This is a genomic window from Segatella salivae DSM 15606, from assembly GCF_000185845.1.
Classification (GTDB): Bacteria; Bacteroidota; Bacteroidia; order Bacteroidales; family Bacteroidaceae; genus Prevotella; species Prevotella salivae.
The window spans coordinates 1304861-1321799 of the sequence record NZ_GL629647.1 but is presented as its reverse complement, the minus strand read 5'-3'; the positions used below and the strand labels follow the sequence as shown (position 1 = coordinate 1321799).

The 16939-nt window shown below is 41.8% G+C and carries 12 protein-coding genes; 6 read left to right on the top strand and 6 right to left on the bottom strand.

Going from position 1 to position 16939, the window contains the following annotated elements:
* Window positions 1-65 precede the first annotated feature (65 nt).
* A complete protein-coding gene (locus HMPREF9420_RS05445) occupies window positions 66-1577 on the bottom strand; it encodes a Y-family DNA polymerase (protein ID WP_007134487.1) in 1512 nt (503 codons plus the stop codon).
* Between the two features lie 209 nt (window positions 1578-1786).
* Between HMPREF9420_RS05445 and ilvD the strand changes: the two genes are divergently transcribed.
* From ilvD to ilvC, 5 genes are all read left to right on the top strand, one after another.
* Window positions 1787-3589 (top strand): dihydroxy-acid dehydratase, encoded by a 1803-nt coding sequence (gene ilvD / locus HMPREF9420_RS05440; protein WP_007134486.1) that lies wholly within the window; start codon window positions 1787-1789, stop codon window positions 3587-3589.
* A 37-nt stretch (window positions 3590-3626) separates the two neighbouring features.
* On the top strand, window positions 3627-5342 hold the full coding sequence (ilvB, locus tag HMPREF9420_RS05435) for a biosynthetic-type acetolactate synthase large subunit (RefSeq protein ID WP_007134485.1): 1716 nt from the start codon (window positions 3627-3629) through the stop codon (window positions 5340-5342).
* Window positions 5343-5362: 20 nt separating this feature from the next.
* The gene (ilvN, locus tag HMPREF9420_RS05430) at window positions 5363-5920 is read left to right on the top strand and encodes an acetolactate synthase small subunit (protein WP_007134484.1); all 558 of its coding nucleotides are present in this window, start codon (window positions 5363-5365) and stop codon (window positions 5918-5920) included.
* Complete coding sequence (locus HMPREF9420_RS05425) at window positions 5904-6671, top strand: acyl-[acyl-carrier-protein] thioesterase (protein ID WP_007134483.1); 768 nt, start codon at window positions 5904-5906, stop codon at window positions 6669-6671. The genes ilvN and HMPREF9420_RS05425 overlap by 17 nt, the downstream gene beginning before the upstream one ends.
* 102 nt (window positions 6672-6773) lie before the next feature.
* Entirely contained in the window at window positions 6774-7817 is a 1044-nt protein-coding gene (gene ilvC, locus HMPREF9420_RS05420) for a ketol-acid reductoisomerase (RefSeq protein WP_007134482.1), read from the top strand.
* Between the two features lie 141 nt (window positions 7818-7958).
* Here the strand turns inward: ilvC and HMPREF9420_RS05415 are convergent, their stop codons facing one another.
* From HMPREF9420_RS05415 to HMPREF9420_RS05395, 4 genes are all read right to left on the bottom strand, one after another.
* Window positions 7959-8477, bottom strand: coding sequence for a hypothetical protein (locus HMPREF9420_RS05415; protein ID WP_044078782.1), 519 nt, complete (start codon window positions 8475-8477; stop codon window positions 7959-7961).
* Between the two features lie 246 nt (window positions 8478-8723).
* Window positions 8724-9323: a hypothetical protein gene (locus HMPREF9420_RS05410; RefSeq protein ID WP_007134480.1), complete on the bottom strand. Its 600-nt coding sequence runs from the start codon at window positions 9321-9323 to the stop codon at window positions 8724-8726.
* Between the two features lie 984 nt (window positions 9324-10307).
* A complete protein-coding gene (locus HMPREF9420_RS05400) occupies window positions 10308-12575 on the bottom strand; it encodes a TonB-dependent receptor (RefSeq protein ID WP_007134478.1) in 2268 nt (755 codons plus the stop codon).
* Between the two features lie 67 nt (window positions 12576-12642).
* Window positions 12643-13005, bottom strand: a complete 363-nt coding sequence (locus HMPREF9420_RS05395; protein WP_044078781.1) for a hypothetical protein — start codon at window positions 13003-13005, stop codon at window positions 12643-12645.
* A gap of 383 nt (window positions 13006-13388) precedes the next feature.
* Between HMPREF9420_RS05395 and HMPREF9420_RS05390 the strand changes: the two genes are divergently transcribed.
* Window positions 13389-15884 (top strand): YfhO family protein, encoded by a 2496-nt coding sequence (locus HMPREF9420_RS05390; protein ID WP_007134474.1) that lies wholly within the window; start codon window positions 13389-13391, stop codon window positions 15882-15884.
* A gap of 147 nt (window positions 15885-16031) precedes the next feature.
* On the opposite strand, the gene HMPREF9420_RS05385 is transcribed toward HMPREF9420_RS05390, so the two are convergent.
* Window positions 16032-16847: a GSCFA domain-containing protein gene (locus HMPREF9420_RS05385; protein ID WP_007134473.1), complete on the bottom strand. Its 816-nt coding sequence runs from the start codon at window positions 16845-16847 to the stop codon at window positions 16032-16034.
* Window positions 16848-16939 lie beyond the last annotated feature (92 nt).

The following is a 16939-nucleotide window of genomic DNA, read 5'->3' as shown; positions in this document are numbered from 1 at the left end:
AAAAACTGAAACACAGCCATACGAACTATTGCTGAATATGCAATCATGCCGTCTGCTCACTACGTTTATGCATGATGTCCACCGATTTGATTATTTCGTTCACGTCCTGTTGCTCCTTCGTCAAAGTTTAATCCGCGTAGAAGGCTATTCTTTCCGTATCGCCTTTTGATGTCAAGTGTTGCCTCTTGTAGCTTGCGTTCGCGGGCTAATTGATGTCGTTCTTGAAGTGCATTTCGCCTTTTTTCTTCATTGTTTTCAAAGAGATTAAGTTGTATAGGCGTTTCATTCTGGTGTTTAGCAAGCGTTTCCTCAATCACATGAGAGGCCACAATCGTTATGCGACGAACCTTTAACAGGGGATTGACAATATCCTCATATAATTTAGAAATAGCATCCATGATGAGTCTTCCAGACGAAGTATATTGTGTTAAGGGATAGCTTCCGTGTGCCGTTTTGGGTACAATTCTTCCAAAACGATCCTTGGTTGTCGGTCCCATGTAGCGCTTTTGAACTGTTGGATTGTCAAGTGATGTTCGGTCATATCCCACAGCAAGTGTGATGTGATCAGTCATTTTGTGTTTCTCAACGAGGCTTAATGCAAGCATGTCTGCCATCTCTTGCGCTACGACAAGTCCTTGTTTAAAGGTATAAGGATGTTGGAGAACCTGGCCAGAACAGAGTGAATGGTTTCTTGGTCGATAGGCTTTAATGTCTTTCATCAAGCAACTTTCATAGCCCCAAGCGTGATCTATGAGGAATTCAGCATTCACTCCAAACATCTTATAGAGTAGGGGCGAGTGGTGAAGTGAGAATCGTGCCAGCTTACCCATAGTGTCTATGCCAAAGGTTTCCAGTTTTCTTGCAGTACCTCTCCCTATACGCCAGAAATCCGTTAATGGCCGATGATTCCATAATTTGCGTCGATAGGTCATCTCGTTCAGTTCTGCAATGCGCACTCCATCGGTATCGGCGTTGGTATGTTTCGCAACAATATCCATTGCAACCTTACAGAGATAGAGATTAGTTCCGATACCAGCTGTTGCTGTAATCCCTGTATTTTTCAGAACATCTCGAATCATTTTAATTGCCAACTGATGAGCAGTTATGCGGTAACTTTTAAGATAATCCGTCACATCCATAAACACTTCATCAATCGAATAAATGTGAATGTCTTCGGGAGCAATGTATTTTAAGTATATGCCGTATATCTTTGTACTATAATCAATGTAGCGAGCCATGCGGGGAGGAGCTGCAATGTAGTCAACAGCCCAATTTTTATGAGCTTCTAATTCGTTGTGGTAAATGCTCTTTCCATGTAGTTGATGGTCTGTCGAATTATATTTTCGATTGTCATTTAACTCATGAATTTTTTCGACAACCTCAAAGAGACGCGCCCTTCCTGCTATGCCATAAGCTTTCAATGATGGAGAAACAGCTAAACAGATTGTTTTTTCAGTACGTGCCACATCAGCCACAACAAGATTGGTGTTGAGTGGATCTAATCCGCGTTCTACACATTCTACCGATGCGTAAAAAGACTTTAAATCGATTGCTATGTATGTTCTTTCTCGCTGCATTATTACAAAGGTAAGGAAAAAGTGGCATCCTACAAAATCTAAAAGTAGGCATGTTTTAAACTGATTAAAATTTGCTTGGTTTCCTTATAATTGCCTTGCATAATTAAAAGATAATGAAACAATTTGTTGTTTGTTATGCTTTTTCTCACTACCTTTGCAGAAAATGTTATTCAAAAAGAATAACCTACAAGAACAAACAGAATTAAACTATGAAGCATCAACTTAGGAGTGCTGTCTGTACGGAAGGCAGAAGAATGGCTGGAGCAAGGGCACTTTGGGTGGCAGCAGGCATGAAACATGAGCAAATGGGTAAACCAATTATCGCTATTGTAAACAGTTTCACGCAGTTTGTGCCTGGACATACCCACTTACATGATGTTGGTCAGTTAGTGAAAGAAGAGATAGAGCAACTTGGTTGCTATGCAGCGGAGTTTAATACAATAGCTGTTGATGATGGCATTGCTATGGGACATGATGGCATGCTCTATTCTTTACCCTCACGGGATATCATTGCCGACTCAGTGGAATATATGGTTAATGCCCACAAAGCCGATGCAATGATTTGTATTTCTAATTGTGATAAAGTGACACCGGGCATGCTTATGGCAGCCATGAGGTTAAATATTCCTACTGTTTTTTGTTCAGGTGGTCCCATGGAAGCAGGAAGATGGCGTGACGAGAATGCCGATTTGGTCACTGCTATGATTAAAGGCGCCGACCCTTCTATCACAGATGAGGAGATGAAAGAACTCGAAAGTTGTGCTTGCCCAGGCTGTGGAAGTTGTTCGGGGATGTTTACTGCCAACTCAATGAACTCACTTTGCGAGGCAATTGGACTTGGTTTACCGGGTAACGGGACTGTTCTTGCAACGCATAAGAACCGCATTCATCTTTTCAAAGATGCTGCTCGGTTAATTGTGAAGAATGCCTTAGCTTATTATGAGGACGGAGATGAGCGTGTGCTTCCACGTAATATTGCTACGCGAGATGCTTTTCTTAACGCCATGACTTTAGACATTGCCATGGGCGGAAGCACGAATACGATATTGCATTTGTTGGCAATTGCGCAAGAGGGAGAAGTTGAATTTACTCTCAACGATATTGATCTTTTGAGTCGGAAAGTACCTTGTCTTTGTATGTTGGCTCCGAATACACAACGTTATAGTGTGCAAGAGTGCAACCGAGCTGGAGGAATCCTTGGAATCATGAACGAACTGAATAAGGGTAATCTTATTCATGGTGATGTGTTTCGCGTAGATGGTTTGACACTTGATGAAGCCATGAAAGAATACGATATCACAAAGACGACGATTACTCCAAATGCTAATCGCATCTATCATAGTGCTCCCGGACGACGCTTTTCGACAGAGATGGGAAGTCAAGATACGCGGTGGGAGAATCTCGATACTGACAGAACAGCAGGGTGTATTCGTGACCTTGCGCATGCTTATACTAAAGATGGCGGACTCGCAGTGCTCTTTGGAAACATTGCTTTGAATGGGTGTGTGGTTAAAACTGCTGGTGTAGACCCTGTGTTATGGAAGTTCTCTGGGCCTGCAGTGGTGTTCGATAGTCAGGAAGATGCTTGCAATGGCATTCTTAGTGGAAAGGTAAAGAAGGGTGATTGTGTCGTTATCACCCATGAAGGTCCTAAAGGTGGTCCTGGAATGCAAGAGATGTTGTATCCTACTTCATATATTAAGAGCATGCATATGGGCAAGGAATGCGCCTTGATTACCGATGGAAGATTCTCTGGAGGCACGTCAGGTTTGAGTATAGGACATATCTCTCCAGAGGCTGCTGCGGGGGGGAACATCGGAAAGATTAAGGATGGTGATATCATCGAAATAGACATTCCAAACCGCAGTATCAATGTAAAGCTGACGGATGAAGAACTTAATGCACGCCCACAACAGCCGTTGAGGCGTCACAGAGTGGTGAGTAAAGCGTTGCGCGCTTATGCACAAAGTGTCACCTCGGCCGACAAAGGAGGCGTCCGTTTGGTAGAATAAGCCACATCATCACCTTATTATATATATAGACAAGAGTATGACTAAAGAAGTTATTACGGGTTCAGAAGCACTGATGCGTGCCTTGCGTGAAGAGGGCGTTGAAACCATTTTTGGGTATCCCGGAGGTGCAATCATGCCAGTGTTTGATGCACTCTATGGCTATACGAGAGGGGAAAACAAGGTGTTTGACCATATTTTGGTGCGTCATGAGCAAGCTGCCGCACATGCAGCTGAAGGATATGCCCGTGTGAGTGGACGGGTTGGAGTTTGTTTAGTGACAAGCGGTCCTGGAGCAACGAATACATTAACAGGCATTGCTGATGCTATGATGGACTCCACTCCGATAGTCGTGATTGCAGGACAAGTAAATATTGGTGCCCTCGGTTCAGATGCTTTTCAAGAAGTTGACTTAGTAGGCGTGGCACAACCAATATGTAAGTGGGCCTATCAAATACGTAGGCCAGAAGATATTTCATGGGCGGTTAGTCGTGCGTTCTATATTGCAAAATCAGGTCGACCAGGTCCTGTTGTGCTCGACTTACCAAAGAATGCACAGACACATACATGCGAATGGCGGCCTACAAAGACTACAAAGGTGCGCTCTTATCAGCCTTATCCAGAGCTAAATATGCAGGCGATAACTGATGCAGCACGCCTAATCAATGGAGCCAAAAGGCCATTTGCACTCGTAGGACAAGGTGTTGAATTGGGTAACGCGCATGAGGAACTGTTGCAATTCCTTGAAAAGGCAGATATTCCTGCTGGTAGAACATTGCTTGGTTTGTCGGCGCTTAGTTCACAACATCCATTGAACATGGGTATGTTGGGTATGCATGGAAGTTATGCAACGAATATGAAGACACAGGAATGTGATGTGTTAATAGCCATCGGAATGCGTTTCAGTGACCGCGTAACAGGCCTCCCCGAGACTTATGCAAAGCAGGCAAAGGTAATTCATTTGGATATCGATGCATCTGAATTTGATAAGAACATTAAAACAGATGTTGCTGTTTTGGGAGATTGTAAACAAAGTCTTCCAGCTATAACTGCTTTGTTAAATAAGGTAGAGCATAAGGAATGGATTACTTCCTTCAATGAATATGCCGAACAAGAACAACAGCGTGTTATTGAGAAAGATATTCATCCGACCGAAGGTCCTTTGCTGATGGGAGAGGTTACTCACGTTGTTTCCGAAGCAACCCAAGGCAAAGCGATTCTTGTAAACGATGTAGGACAGAACCAAATGATATCGAGTCGCTACTTTAAGTTTGAGCAAAAGCGTTCTATTGTGACGAGTGGCGGCTTTGGAACAATGGGCTTTGGTCTCCCTGCTGCTATCGGTGCATGCTATGGTTCACCCCATCGCACAGTGTGTTGCTTTATGGGAGATGGTGGCATTCAAATGAGCATACAAGAGTTTGGCACGATAATGGAACACCAAATCCCTGTGAAGATGATTCTCTTAAACAACACATTCTTAGGGAATGTGCGTCAGTGGCAAGACTTGATGTTTGGCCATCGCCATTCGTTTACAGAGATGATGAATCCTCGTTATGGCGATATTGCTCGCGGATATGGCATTGCCTATGATTTTGTTACTGATAGAAAAGACCTCAAAGCAAAGGTAGACAAAATGCTTTCTACAGCTGGTCCTTATCTTCTTGAATGTGCCATTAAGCCCGATGAAGACATTGTTCCCATGACACTTCCGGGTAAAAGTGTTAATGAAATGCTACTCGAACTGCATTATTAATAGTAATAAAGCGTAATCAGATGAGTCAAGAAAAGAAACTCTATACATTACTTGTTTATTCTGAAAATGTCGCGGGAATGCTTTCTCAGATATCCGCCGTGTTCACACGAAGGCAAGTTAACATCGAAAGTATTAATGCTTCGGCCAGTACTATCCCTAATGTTCATAAGTATACGATAACAGCTTGGAGTGATGAAGAACAGATAATAAAAATCACAAAGGCTATAGAGAAGAAGATAGATGTTGTGAAAGCCGACTTCTATACAGATGATCAACTCTTTATTCACGAAGTAGCGCTTTATAAGATTGCTACTCCAGTGCTTATGAAAACCCCTGAAGTGTCGCGCACTATCCGTAAACACAATGCGCGGATGCTGGAAGTTAATCCTACATATACTACTGTGTTGTTGAATGGACTGACCGAAGATATCATCAGTCTTTATGATAGTCTTGATGCTTTTGACTGCATCTTACAATATACTCGTAGTGGACGCATTGCTGTAACAAGAAGTTATGATGAGCCGATTTCTGTGTTTCTAAATCATCAAGAACAAAACAATCATGGAGAAACTGAGTAAAATCGGCAGTTATGAACTGCTTGCCGAGCCTTTTCATTGTGATTTCTCACACCATCTTTTCATGGGAAACCTCGGTAATCATCTATTGAATGCTGCTGACTTCCATTCCAATGAGCGCGGTTATGGTATGCATTATCTCAACACCATTCAGCGCACTTGGGTGTTGTCGCGGCTTACTATAGAGATGAATGAGATGCCAATCGCCTATGAACGCTTTAGGGTTGATACTTGGGTTGATGCCGTAGTGCGTTTCTTTACGAGTCGAAATTTCCGAATTTCTAAAGACAATCGAGTGATAGGTTACGGCAAGAGCATTTGGGCAATGATTGATACAGCCACACGACAACCTGTTGATATCCTTAATATACGCGATGGATTAATCTCGCAATATGTTGATGTTCTAACCCCTTGTCCTATTGAAAAAGGTTCGAGAGTGAAGATATCTGGCGATGCAAAATGTGTGCGTTCAATCACTACAACCTATAGCGATGTTGACATGAATGGGCATATCAATAGTGTAAAATACATTGAGCACGTGCTTGATTTGTGGTCGCTTGACTGGTATAAACAATATAGTATTAAGCGTTTTGACATTGCTTATGTGGCAGAAAGTCATTGTGGAGACGTACTAAATTTCTATCTTGAAGAAGAGAAAGAGCATACATACGCAGTACGTATCACAATAAGTAATGAATTAACGACAAAAGAAATTGAAGTTGTAAGATGTAAGCTTGCTTTTATAAAAAACTGAAATTATATTTGTTTATATCTTAATAAAGCGTTACCTTTGCACGCAGATATCGAATAGTTTGAACCGCATTTCCCTTTTTCGGAATGCACATTTTATGATGATATGGCAGAAATGAATTTCGGTGGAGTTATAGAAACCGTTGTCACAAGTAAAGAGTTTCCCGTAGAGAAAGCTCGCGAAGTATTGAAAAACGAAACAATTGCTGTTATCGGCTATGGTATTCAAGGACCAGGACAGGCTTGTAACCTACGCGACAATGGCTTTAATGTCATTGTGGGTCAACGTGAAGGAAAGACCTATGAAAAGGCAAAGGCTGATGGTTGGGTGCCAGGAGAGACGTTGTTCTCCATTGAAGAGGCTGTTCAAAAAGGTACATTTATTTGTATGCTGCTTTCTGATGCCGGGCAAATTGCTGTGTGGCCAAAGATTAAACAATATTTGACACCCGGCAAAACACTATATTATTCTCATGGCTTTGCAATCAATTGGCAAGACCGAACAGGGGTGGTTCCTCCGAAAGACATCGATGTTGTGATGGTTGCTCCAAAGGGTTCTGGTACATCTTTGCGTACAATGTTCCGTGAAGGACGTGGCATTAATTGTTCGTATGCAGTCTATCAAGACGTTTCTGGCCATGCTGAAGAGAAGACATTGGCTATCGGGATCGGCATAGGTTCAGGTTATTTGTTCAAGACAACCTTCCAGCGTGAGGCTACATCAGACCTTACTGGCGAGCGTGGTTCACTCATGGGAGCAATGGAGGGACTTTTTGAAGCGCAGTATGAGGTGCTTCGTGAACATGGTCATTCACCTTCAGAAGCCTTCAATGAAACGGTAGAAGAGATGACACAAAGTCTCATGCCACTCTTTGGAGAGAAAGGAATGGATTGGATGTATGCCAATTGTTCAACAACAGCTCAACGCGGAGCTTTAGATTGGGCACCACGTTTCCGCGAAGCAATTAAACCCGTAATGGAATGGCTTTACCTTAGTGTGAAGTCTGGAAACGAAGCTCAGATTGCCATAGATAGTAACTCTAAGCCTGACTATCGAGAGAAATTGAATGCTGAGCTTGAAGCAATGCGTAATAAAGAAATGTGGAAAGCAGGTGTTACCGTGCGCACATTAAGACCCGAAAATAATTAATTTTTTCTCGTACATAATGTTGTAAGGGGCGATTTCCGTGAGGGAGTTACCCCTTTTTCTTTTCATAATATGCAATGAGATATTCCATAGCGTATAACTAAATGAATTGTAGATATCCATAGAGCACCTTTGTAAATACATTCATTTCTTTTTTAATTTACTTTTAAAAAGTATACCCTGAGAACTAAAAGGACAATATAAAGGATGCTTTGAAAGCAAACAATTATTTGCATTGATTTGGATTTTGTTTCTTTTAATAGCATCTATTCTGATATATATATAGTCTTTCTGTTTATCATTAAATTCAATTGCAGGATAGGCCGTCCCATCTATATCTTCATCGATTTCTGGGTCATAATCTAAATGAGCCTTTGCAATTCCTGATATGCTATCTTGTAGCTCACGCTTCTTATTTTTTACATATATTTTGTAAAGGATTTCACTTTGACTAAGATAGTTAATTCTTATCATCTGCATTAATGTGTCATTCTTCATCAAATAATAACTTACTCCTTTCTTTTGCAAATGTTTGAAAGATAGTGATTGCGCCGCCATTGAAGAATTATTTGTATTATGTGTTTTCCAACATTCACTATCCTTTTGAGCAGAAAAACAATTGGTAGTTATAAACAAGATGAAGGATAAAATTAAATATCTCATAATCGTTTTTATTTTGCAAAAATAGATATAATATCGTTATATTGCAAGTAATCTTACACTTTTGCTTGTTTTACTATATAGTTTCTTACTTTCCCCTATTGTTTCTCTTTTTAATAGAATAAGGAATATGTGATTCTAAGGTCAAAAAGAGAATATAACACGCTTCTGCGAGGCTCTTGACGACATGCTTACCAGCAACATTGCAGGTTTACCAGCTTGTCTTGCCATTGTTTATTAAAGGTTCCACTACTCTTGATACTCAAAGTTTATAACTTTTGCGGCGGAATTAGGGTCAGAGAAGTCTTCAACGAGGTTAGAATAATATATCAATGTAAGTATGTTATTTTTCAATTTTAGTTCTACAGAATACATCATTGGATTATTAAAAGTGAAAATAGACTTCTTTTCTTTTGTGGCAATATTGTATGTGAACAAAGTGTCTGCATTCATGTACAAACAGAACAATCCACTATTGTTAAAACAAACAGCCTCTGAATTTTCGAGATTCTTCTCTATACAATCTGACAATAACTCGTCTGTATTAAAATATTGAATTTCTCCTGTTGTCCAAAAATCATCTACATCTTGATATTTAATAATGGGAATAATAATCCCTGTAGTTCTTGAATTATACAAAATTTTTCCGACAGACAAAATACTATCTATCATATAAACAGTATTTTTGTCTTTGTTTAATTTTAGTCGAATGTAATTAGTCTCTCCCTTATCTGATTTCACAAGCGGCTGTAAAAAACAACTTGTTCTTTTATTGATATGGATTATCGTGTCTCCTTTTAAATCAATATATAAAACACCAAAGGATTTCAGTAGGGTATCCTTTTCCATAGAGTGTAGAACCTTGACAGTGGGATTATTTCGGAACGAGTTACAACACATGCAACACGTCATTGTGATAATAAACAACAAATATTTCACCATTGATAAAACAAACTACTTTTCTTTGTTAGACTTCTTTTTTGTTCATGCTTTTGTTGCTATTCTACAGCATTACTATTTATTTTGCAAAAATAGATATAATATCGTTACATTGCAAATAATCTTACACTTTTGCTTGTTTCTGCATGGCGCAGAAAGGACAAAAAGAGTAAAAACATGCTTCTGCACGGCGCAGAAAGGTCAAAAAGAGCAAAAACATGCTTCTGCACGATGCAGAAAGGTCAAAAAGAGAAAAAACACACTTCTGCACGATGCAGAAAGGTCAAAAAGAGCAAAAACATGCTTCTGCACGATGCAGAAAGGTCAAAAAGAGCAAAAACATGCTTCTGCACGGCGCAGAAAGGGCAAAAAGAGAAAAAACACGTTTCTGAGTGACTCAGAAAGGGCAAAAAGAGGAAAAAGCGCGTTTCTGAGTGACTCAGAAGGGCTAAAAAGTGAAAAAACACGCTTCTGAGCGACTCAGAAAGGCTAAAGAGAGCGAAAACACGCTTCTGAGTGACTCAGAAGGGCTAAAAAGAGAAAAAACATGTTTCTGAGCGACTCAGAACGATTAAAAAGAGAAAAGTCATGCTTCTGAGTGACTCAGAAAGGTCAAAAAGAAGAATTACATAGACGAAAGTGGCTTTTTGAGCGCAAAGAGAGAAGGGAGATATGTTGCAAAGTGGCTTTTTGAACGCAAAGAGAGAGGGGAGATATGTTGAAAAGTGGCTTTCTAAAGTTTTAAAGAAAAGTTTTGTGCTTTTGCAGGCTGTAGCAAGGCAGCCATAGAGATGAATGTATGAGGGAAATCGTGGGATTGTGGTTATTGCGCTTTTTCTTTATAGAAAGAAAGCCCCTCCTGGCGAAGTAGATGCAGGAGAGGCTTGAATGTCATTATAAAACGTAAAGCACGAGTTTCACACCAAAGTTTCTTCCCATGTTGAAAAGGCCCTTTTGACCTGTCGTTGGGTCGGCACCTATATACTTCAATCGGCTGAGATGGTTTTGATAAGCGCGGTTAAAGATGTTGTTGGCAGTCAGATAGAGCGATGCTCTTCGATGTCCATTGAAACGCAAGTCCGTGCCAGCACTGAAGTTTACGAGGGTGTATGACGGGGTTGCGGTTTCTGTATCATTGGCTGCATAGAAGTGGTTTTGTCTCAGGTTACATTCCATTGAGGCAGAAACATACGTGTTGTTCAGCAACTGACCATCGCGAACGAGGTCGTAACGGAGTTCAGAATTCCAACGTGGAGCAGGCGTCCAAGGTAGATATTTTGATTCACGTGGTTGGTTCAACTGAATGCTATTGACGTATGAAAAGCTGTTTTGGAAGTGCAAACGACTAATCGGATGCAAGTCAACCATAGCCTCTCCACCTACTAATCTGGCGTTGCCTTGTGTGTATTTATAGGTGGGACAATTTTGTGTAATGACGCCATTGAGTTTCTGACTAAAGATATAATTGTCAATGAAACTGGCGAAAACAGAGACTTGTGCAGACACAAGTTGTGAGGTCATATCCCACCCAGCATCAAGCTGCCAGCTATGTTCCGGCTTCAAATCTGCGTTTCCAAGCATATATTGTTGCGTACCTTCGTGCACACCATTGCATGCAAGTTCGCCGAGGTTTGGTGCGCGAAATCCGCGTGCCACATTCAAACGCATATTCATTTTGTCGGTCAGGGCATAGACAGCTCCTACACTTCCCGACACACTTCTAAAGTCTCTCTTGAATGCAGTGAATTGAGTGTTAAGTTCTTTGCTGTTGAGATGACGGTTATCGAAGCGCAAACCACCGCTCAAGGTCAGTTGATTAATCTTGTAAGACGTTGTGGCAAACGCACCGAAATCAAACAGATTATAGTTTGGAATCAAAAATTCGTCGCCAAGGTTCTTATTGTTTTGTATCATACCATTGGCTCCGACAGTGAGTTTGCAACCATCTTTCTCTGGGAAGAGATAATGAAAATCATAGTTCACGGTTTGGAGTTTCATGTCTAATCCCGGTTCGGTTTCGCTGTCTTCAAACTCTTGTCGGCGATTCTGTTGATAGCCAACGAGGGCATGAAGCGTTCCTTCTCCAATATAAAATGAGTTGTCGAACACTGCCTTATAATGGTGAATCTGTTGGAACGGCAATTCTCTTCCATAGCGGAAAGACGTGCTTCGTTCGCCCTCTGCAATGCCGGGAGTGAGATGATAGTAGTCAAGAATGAGATGGCTGTAGCCCCATTGCTTGTTCAAGCCAAGCATGGCATTGGCTGCTTTCTCGCGAAACTGCGTGCCAACCACGTAATTGTCTACCTTATTCTTATAGTCGTGAGCAAGTTTCTGCGACCATCTTCCGTCCCAAACAAAGCCATTTTTGTTGCCACTGAAATTGGCAGAATAGCCAAAAAGCCCATTGTTTGTTTGGTATTCTGACGACACATTAGCCTGCATTTTGTTTTTACCCATGACAGGATCTCCATGGAAAATCATCACGCCGGCAAGCGCATCAGAGCCATACATGAGTGAAGCTGGGCCTTTAAGTATCTCTACTGACGAGATACTTTGAGGGTCAATCTCAATGCCATGTTCGTCTCCCCACTGGTTGCCTTCTTGCCGAATACCATCATTTACGACTGCCAATCGGTTGAAACCCAAGCCACGAATGACCGGCTTTGATATGCCTCCACCTGTTGTTATCTGCGAAACTCCAGGCTCATGACTAACGGCATCAATGATGTTTGTAGCCGATGTAGCCTGTAATTGCTGTTGAGTGACAACCGAAATTGGCGTTGGTGACTCCTTCATTAGCGTCTTTCCAGTGAGTCCTGTCACGACAATTTCATTGATCATTGCATTCGATTCATGCAGTTTAAAGTCGGCAGTTGATGTTGTTGTTAGATTGATTTTGCGAATCTCTGTCTGGTGACCTAAGTAGCTCACTTGCACGGTAACTGTCTTTGATGGCAAGTCATGCAGGGCATAATTTCCATTGGCATCGGTAGTCGTTCCCTCTGAAAGTTCGGGAATATAAATGGAAACTCCAACAAGCGGGCTATTGTCTATCGCGTCAATCACCTTGCCCGTGAGTGATGCATTGGTGCCCAACGGCGCTGCAGTTGCCCAGAGACACAAACTCATGAGCAATGCTAATAGTATTGATTTCTTCATTCTTTTATGCTATTTAAGGGTTATTTATCACGCCTCGACAAGCACGTCGCGACGCGTTTTTAATCATTTATGGATGCAAAAGAATGAAGGGTGGGGCGCGTGTAGAATGAATTTGACCCGTAAAGGACGTTAAGGCTTGCTGTAAAAGAATAAGCGCTTTGGCCTTTACGATGTTGAAGAGGCGCACACCAATCGTCTTTGCACCGAGAAATGGCAGTGAAAGAAACTGGCAAAGCAGGCAATTGTCAACCTGATTGTCAATGGAATTGATGTGCCCATTATGGTGAATATGATGCAGACATGCCATACATTCGGTTGTTATTTGTGGCATAGCACGATGCACATGAACCGAAGTTAGCAATAACATTGGCGCGAATACCAACAATAGCAGTCGTGCAGTTATCCTTCTTTTATACCTTTGTCTGTTCATCGCCTGCAAAGTTAAGCGAATTCTTTTGAATCGTCTTGCGAGAACTTATTAAAATAGTTTAATCGTCGTAGATTTCATCTCATGGCATGAATGCAGCTCAGGCATAAAACGATTGTTGGGAAAGCTCCTGTGCTTCCATGACAGAAAGGTTTGTGGTTTGCGTCAAATCGCGCTATGAAGTGACGCAGATTGTAAGGTCGTTTGCCTCAAATTATCGGGTGAAATGCACCGAATTGCAATCGTTTTTCATATCAATGGCGGTTGAAAAGCAAGGGATTGCCTTGTGGAGGCAATGATATCGGCGCATGATATTATTGATTTTTTCTCGTTTTATCATGAAAAATATCTATCTTTGCACGTGATAAACGTTTATAAAAATCATCATGACAGCTTTGAAGAAATATCTACCTGATGTGTTGGTAGTCATTATTTTCGCAGTAATCTCATTCGCTTACTTCTTTCCTGCGGACTTAGATGGCCGCATACTCTACCGACATGACTCGTCGGCGGGACGTGGAGCAGGTCAGGAAACGGCTGAATACCACGAGCGAACAGGTAAGGTTTCGCGTTGGTCTAATGCTACTTTCAGTGGTATGCCGACTTATCAGACGGCACCATCTTACCAGAGTGTGAGCGTACTTAACCAGGCAGTGAAGGCTTATCACCTATGGCTTCCTGAGAATGTTTGGTATGTTTTTGCTTATCTTTTGGGCTTCTACATCTTATTGCGAGCCTTTGATTTCCGACAATCGCTTGCCGCATTAGGGTCCATAGTGTGGGCGTTCTCATCGTATTTCTTTATTATTATTGCTGCCGGACATATCTGGAAGGTCATGGCTTTGGCTTATCTTCCACCGATGATTGCAGGAATAGTGCTGGCCTATCGTGGCAAATATCTATGGGGTTTCATTGTAACGGCAATCTTTGCTGCCTTTGAAGTCGATGCCAACCACGTGCAGATGACCTATTATTATCTGTTTATCATCCTCTTTATGATTATAGCCTACCTTGTCGATGCTATCCGAAAGAAACGCATGGCGCAATTCGTTAAGGCCACAGCTGTATGTGCTGCGGGGGCGTTGATAGGCATATTGATGAACATTTCAAATCTCTATCATACGTGGCAATATGCACAAGAGAGTATGAGGGGCAAGAGTGAACTCGTTAAAAAGGATGCTGCCAATCAAACAAGTAGCGGACTTGACCGCGACTATATAACGCAATGGAGTTATGGAGTGGATGAAACCTGGACGTTGCTTGTGCCAAATGCTAAGGGTGGGGCTTCGGTTCCATTGGCTGCAAACGCTGAAGCCATGAAAAAGGCAGACCCAAACTTCATGCAAATCTATCAGCAATTAGGACAGTATTGGGGTGACCAGCCAGGCACAAGTGGCCCTGTTTATGTGGGTGCTTTTGTGCTAATGCTTTTCGTTCTTGGGCTGTTTATAGTGAAAGGTCCTATCAAATGGGCCTTACTTGCAGCCACGATATTAAGCATTTTGCTTTCATGGGGACATAATTTTATGCCATTTACCAACTTCTTCCTTGACTATATACCGATGTATAGCAAGTTTAGAACGGTGGCTTCGATATTGGTTATCGCCGAGTTTACAATTCCTTTATTGGCCATGATGGCGTTAAAGAAGATTGTAGATGAGCCAGATTTGCTGACAAAGAAAGCTAAATTCGTTTATATCAGCTTTGGACTCACGGGTGGAATAGCCCTGCTTTTTGCCCTTATGCCCACGCTGTTCTTCTCGGATTTCATATCAAGTCAGGAGTTGGAAGCCTTCAAATCAATCCCTGCGGAGTATCTTTCTCCATTGGAATCTAACTTGAGATCGATTCGTGAAAGCATCTTTACGGCCGACTGTTGGCGCTCATTTTGGATTATCGTTATTGGCACTTTGCTGCTCTTCCTCTATAAGTTCAAGAAGTTGAAAGCCGAATATATGGTTGGCGCTATAGCCATTTTGTGTCTCATCGACATGTGGCAGGTGAACAAACGCTATTTGAATGATGAAATGTTTGTAGAGAAGAGCGTTCGCGAACAGGCTCAACCGATGACACAAACCGACCGTCAGATTCTGCAAGATAAAAGCTTAGACTATCGCGTTTTGAATCTTGCCAGCAACACTTTCAACGAGAATGAAACCTCTTATTACCATAAAAGTATAGGCGGATATCATGCAGCTAAGCTCAGAAGATACCAGGAATTGATAGATGCTTACATTAGTCCGGAGATGCAAAAGATGATGCCTGCCATCGCAAAAGCAGGCGGAGACATGACTAAAGTCAATGGAGATAGCCTCTTCCCTGTATTGAACATGCTGAACGCTAAATACTTTATAGTGCCTCTTCAGGCTAATCAGACGGTGGCAATCGAGAACCCTTACGTCTATGGGAATGCTTGGTTTGTAGATAAGGTGACGTATGTGAAGAATGCAAATGAAGAACTTGACGCGCTGGGTAAACTCAATCTGCGCCATGAAGCCGTTGCCGATGCACGCTTCCAAAGCCAGTTGGGTGAGTCAAAGAACCAAGATAGTACGTCGATTGTTAAGCTTACAGCCTATGAACCCAATCAACTCACGTATGATGTGCGTAGTGCTACGGGAGGAATCGTGGTCTTTTCGGAGATTTTCTACCCCGAATGGACGGCTACAGTCGATGGAAAGCCGGTAGAGATTGGGCGTGTTGACTATGTGCTTCGGGCGCTTAATGTTGACAAAGGACATCATAAGGTGGTGTTAACCTTTGATCCTAAGAGTGTGAAACAAACCGAAACAGTAGCTTATCTCTCCTATGGTGTGCTGTTGTTGGTAGTGCTTTTTGCCGTCTACTTCAAGAGAAAAGAAGATAAAAAAGCACAAGCTTAGTGGTGTTTTCAGGCTTTACGTTAATGAATAACGTAGCCTGCGCTATGCAAACAGGCCTTATGAATGTTGTAAAATCATTCGTAAGGCCTGTTTTCGTGAAGGAAATAAGGTGCAGTTTCCTTAGCTTCAGCAGTTTTTTTAGCCCTGTTATGTTGGGCTGTTAATCCCTTTCCATTTCTTCATAAAGGCCTGAAGTTTCTCTTTTGTGAGTGCCATGAAGGCTTTATATGCGTCACTGTCAGGGTTGAAAGGCGTGTGATGGAGCGCCTCTTTGATAGGTTTCCACTCGCTAAGCATAGTGAATACATCTTTATGGAAATAGGTTTCAGCAAATCGTTCCCATATATATTCTACGGCTTGTGGGCTTGGATGCAACATGTCTTCTTTGTAAAAGCGATAGTCTCTCAGTTCATCCATTACGAGTTCATAGGCAGGGAAGTAGTCTACTTGAGGCCTTTGTGCCAATGATTCAGCTGCCAACAATAGGACAGCCTTGCTGAGTTGGCTTCCATGAAAGCCGTATTTGGCATATCGAATGGGGCTAACGGTGACGAGAATGTGCATGTTTGGATTGCAACGGAGCAGACATTGCACGGCTTGTTGTAGGTAGTCAGTACATGCTTCGACGCTCAACATACGCTCATCAAATAGTGATTGAGGTCTCTTTTGGCAGTTATCAACAATCTCTCCCGTCTCTTTCAGCACATAAACATGGTTAGTTCCGAGCGTGATAAAGGCTACATCGGGCTTGAAATCATCCGTTTTGCAATGTCGTTCAATGCTATGAAGGATGCTTGCAGGGTTATACATCACGCCATAAGGATTGATTATAGTAGGGAATTGCTCATCTCTGAACTTGCTTCCAATGCTTTCTGCAAAGCAAGAACCAATGAAAAATAAGCGTTGAGCAGGTTTGATTTGCCAGGAAGATGGCTCAATATTGACTTTTATTCTAAATTCCATACATCATTCTTTGTTGGTTTTTGCAAAGTTACGGATATTCTTTTGAAGGGCAATTTGCTTTTCATGATTTATTGATTCAATTGCTTTGATTT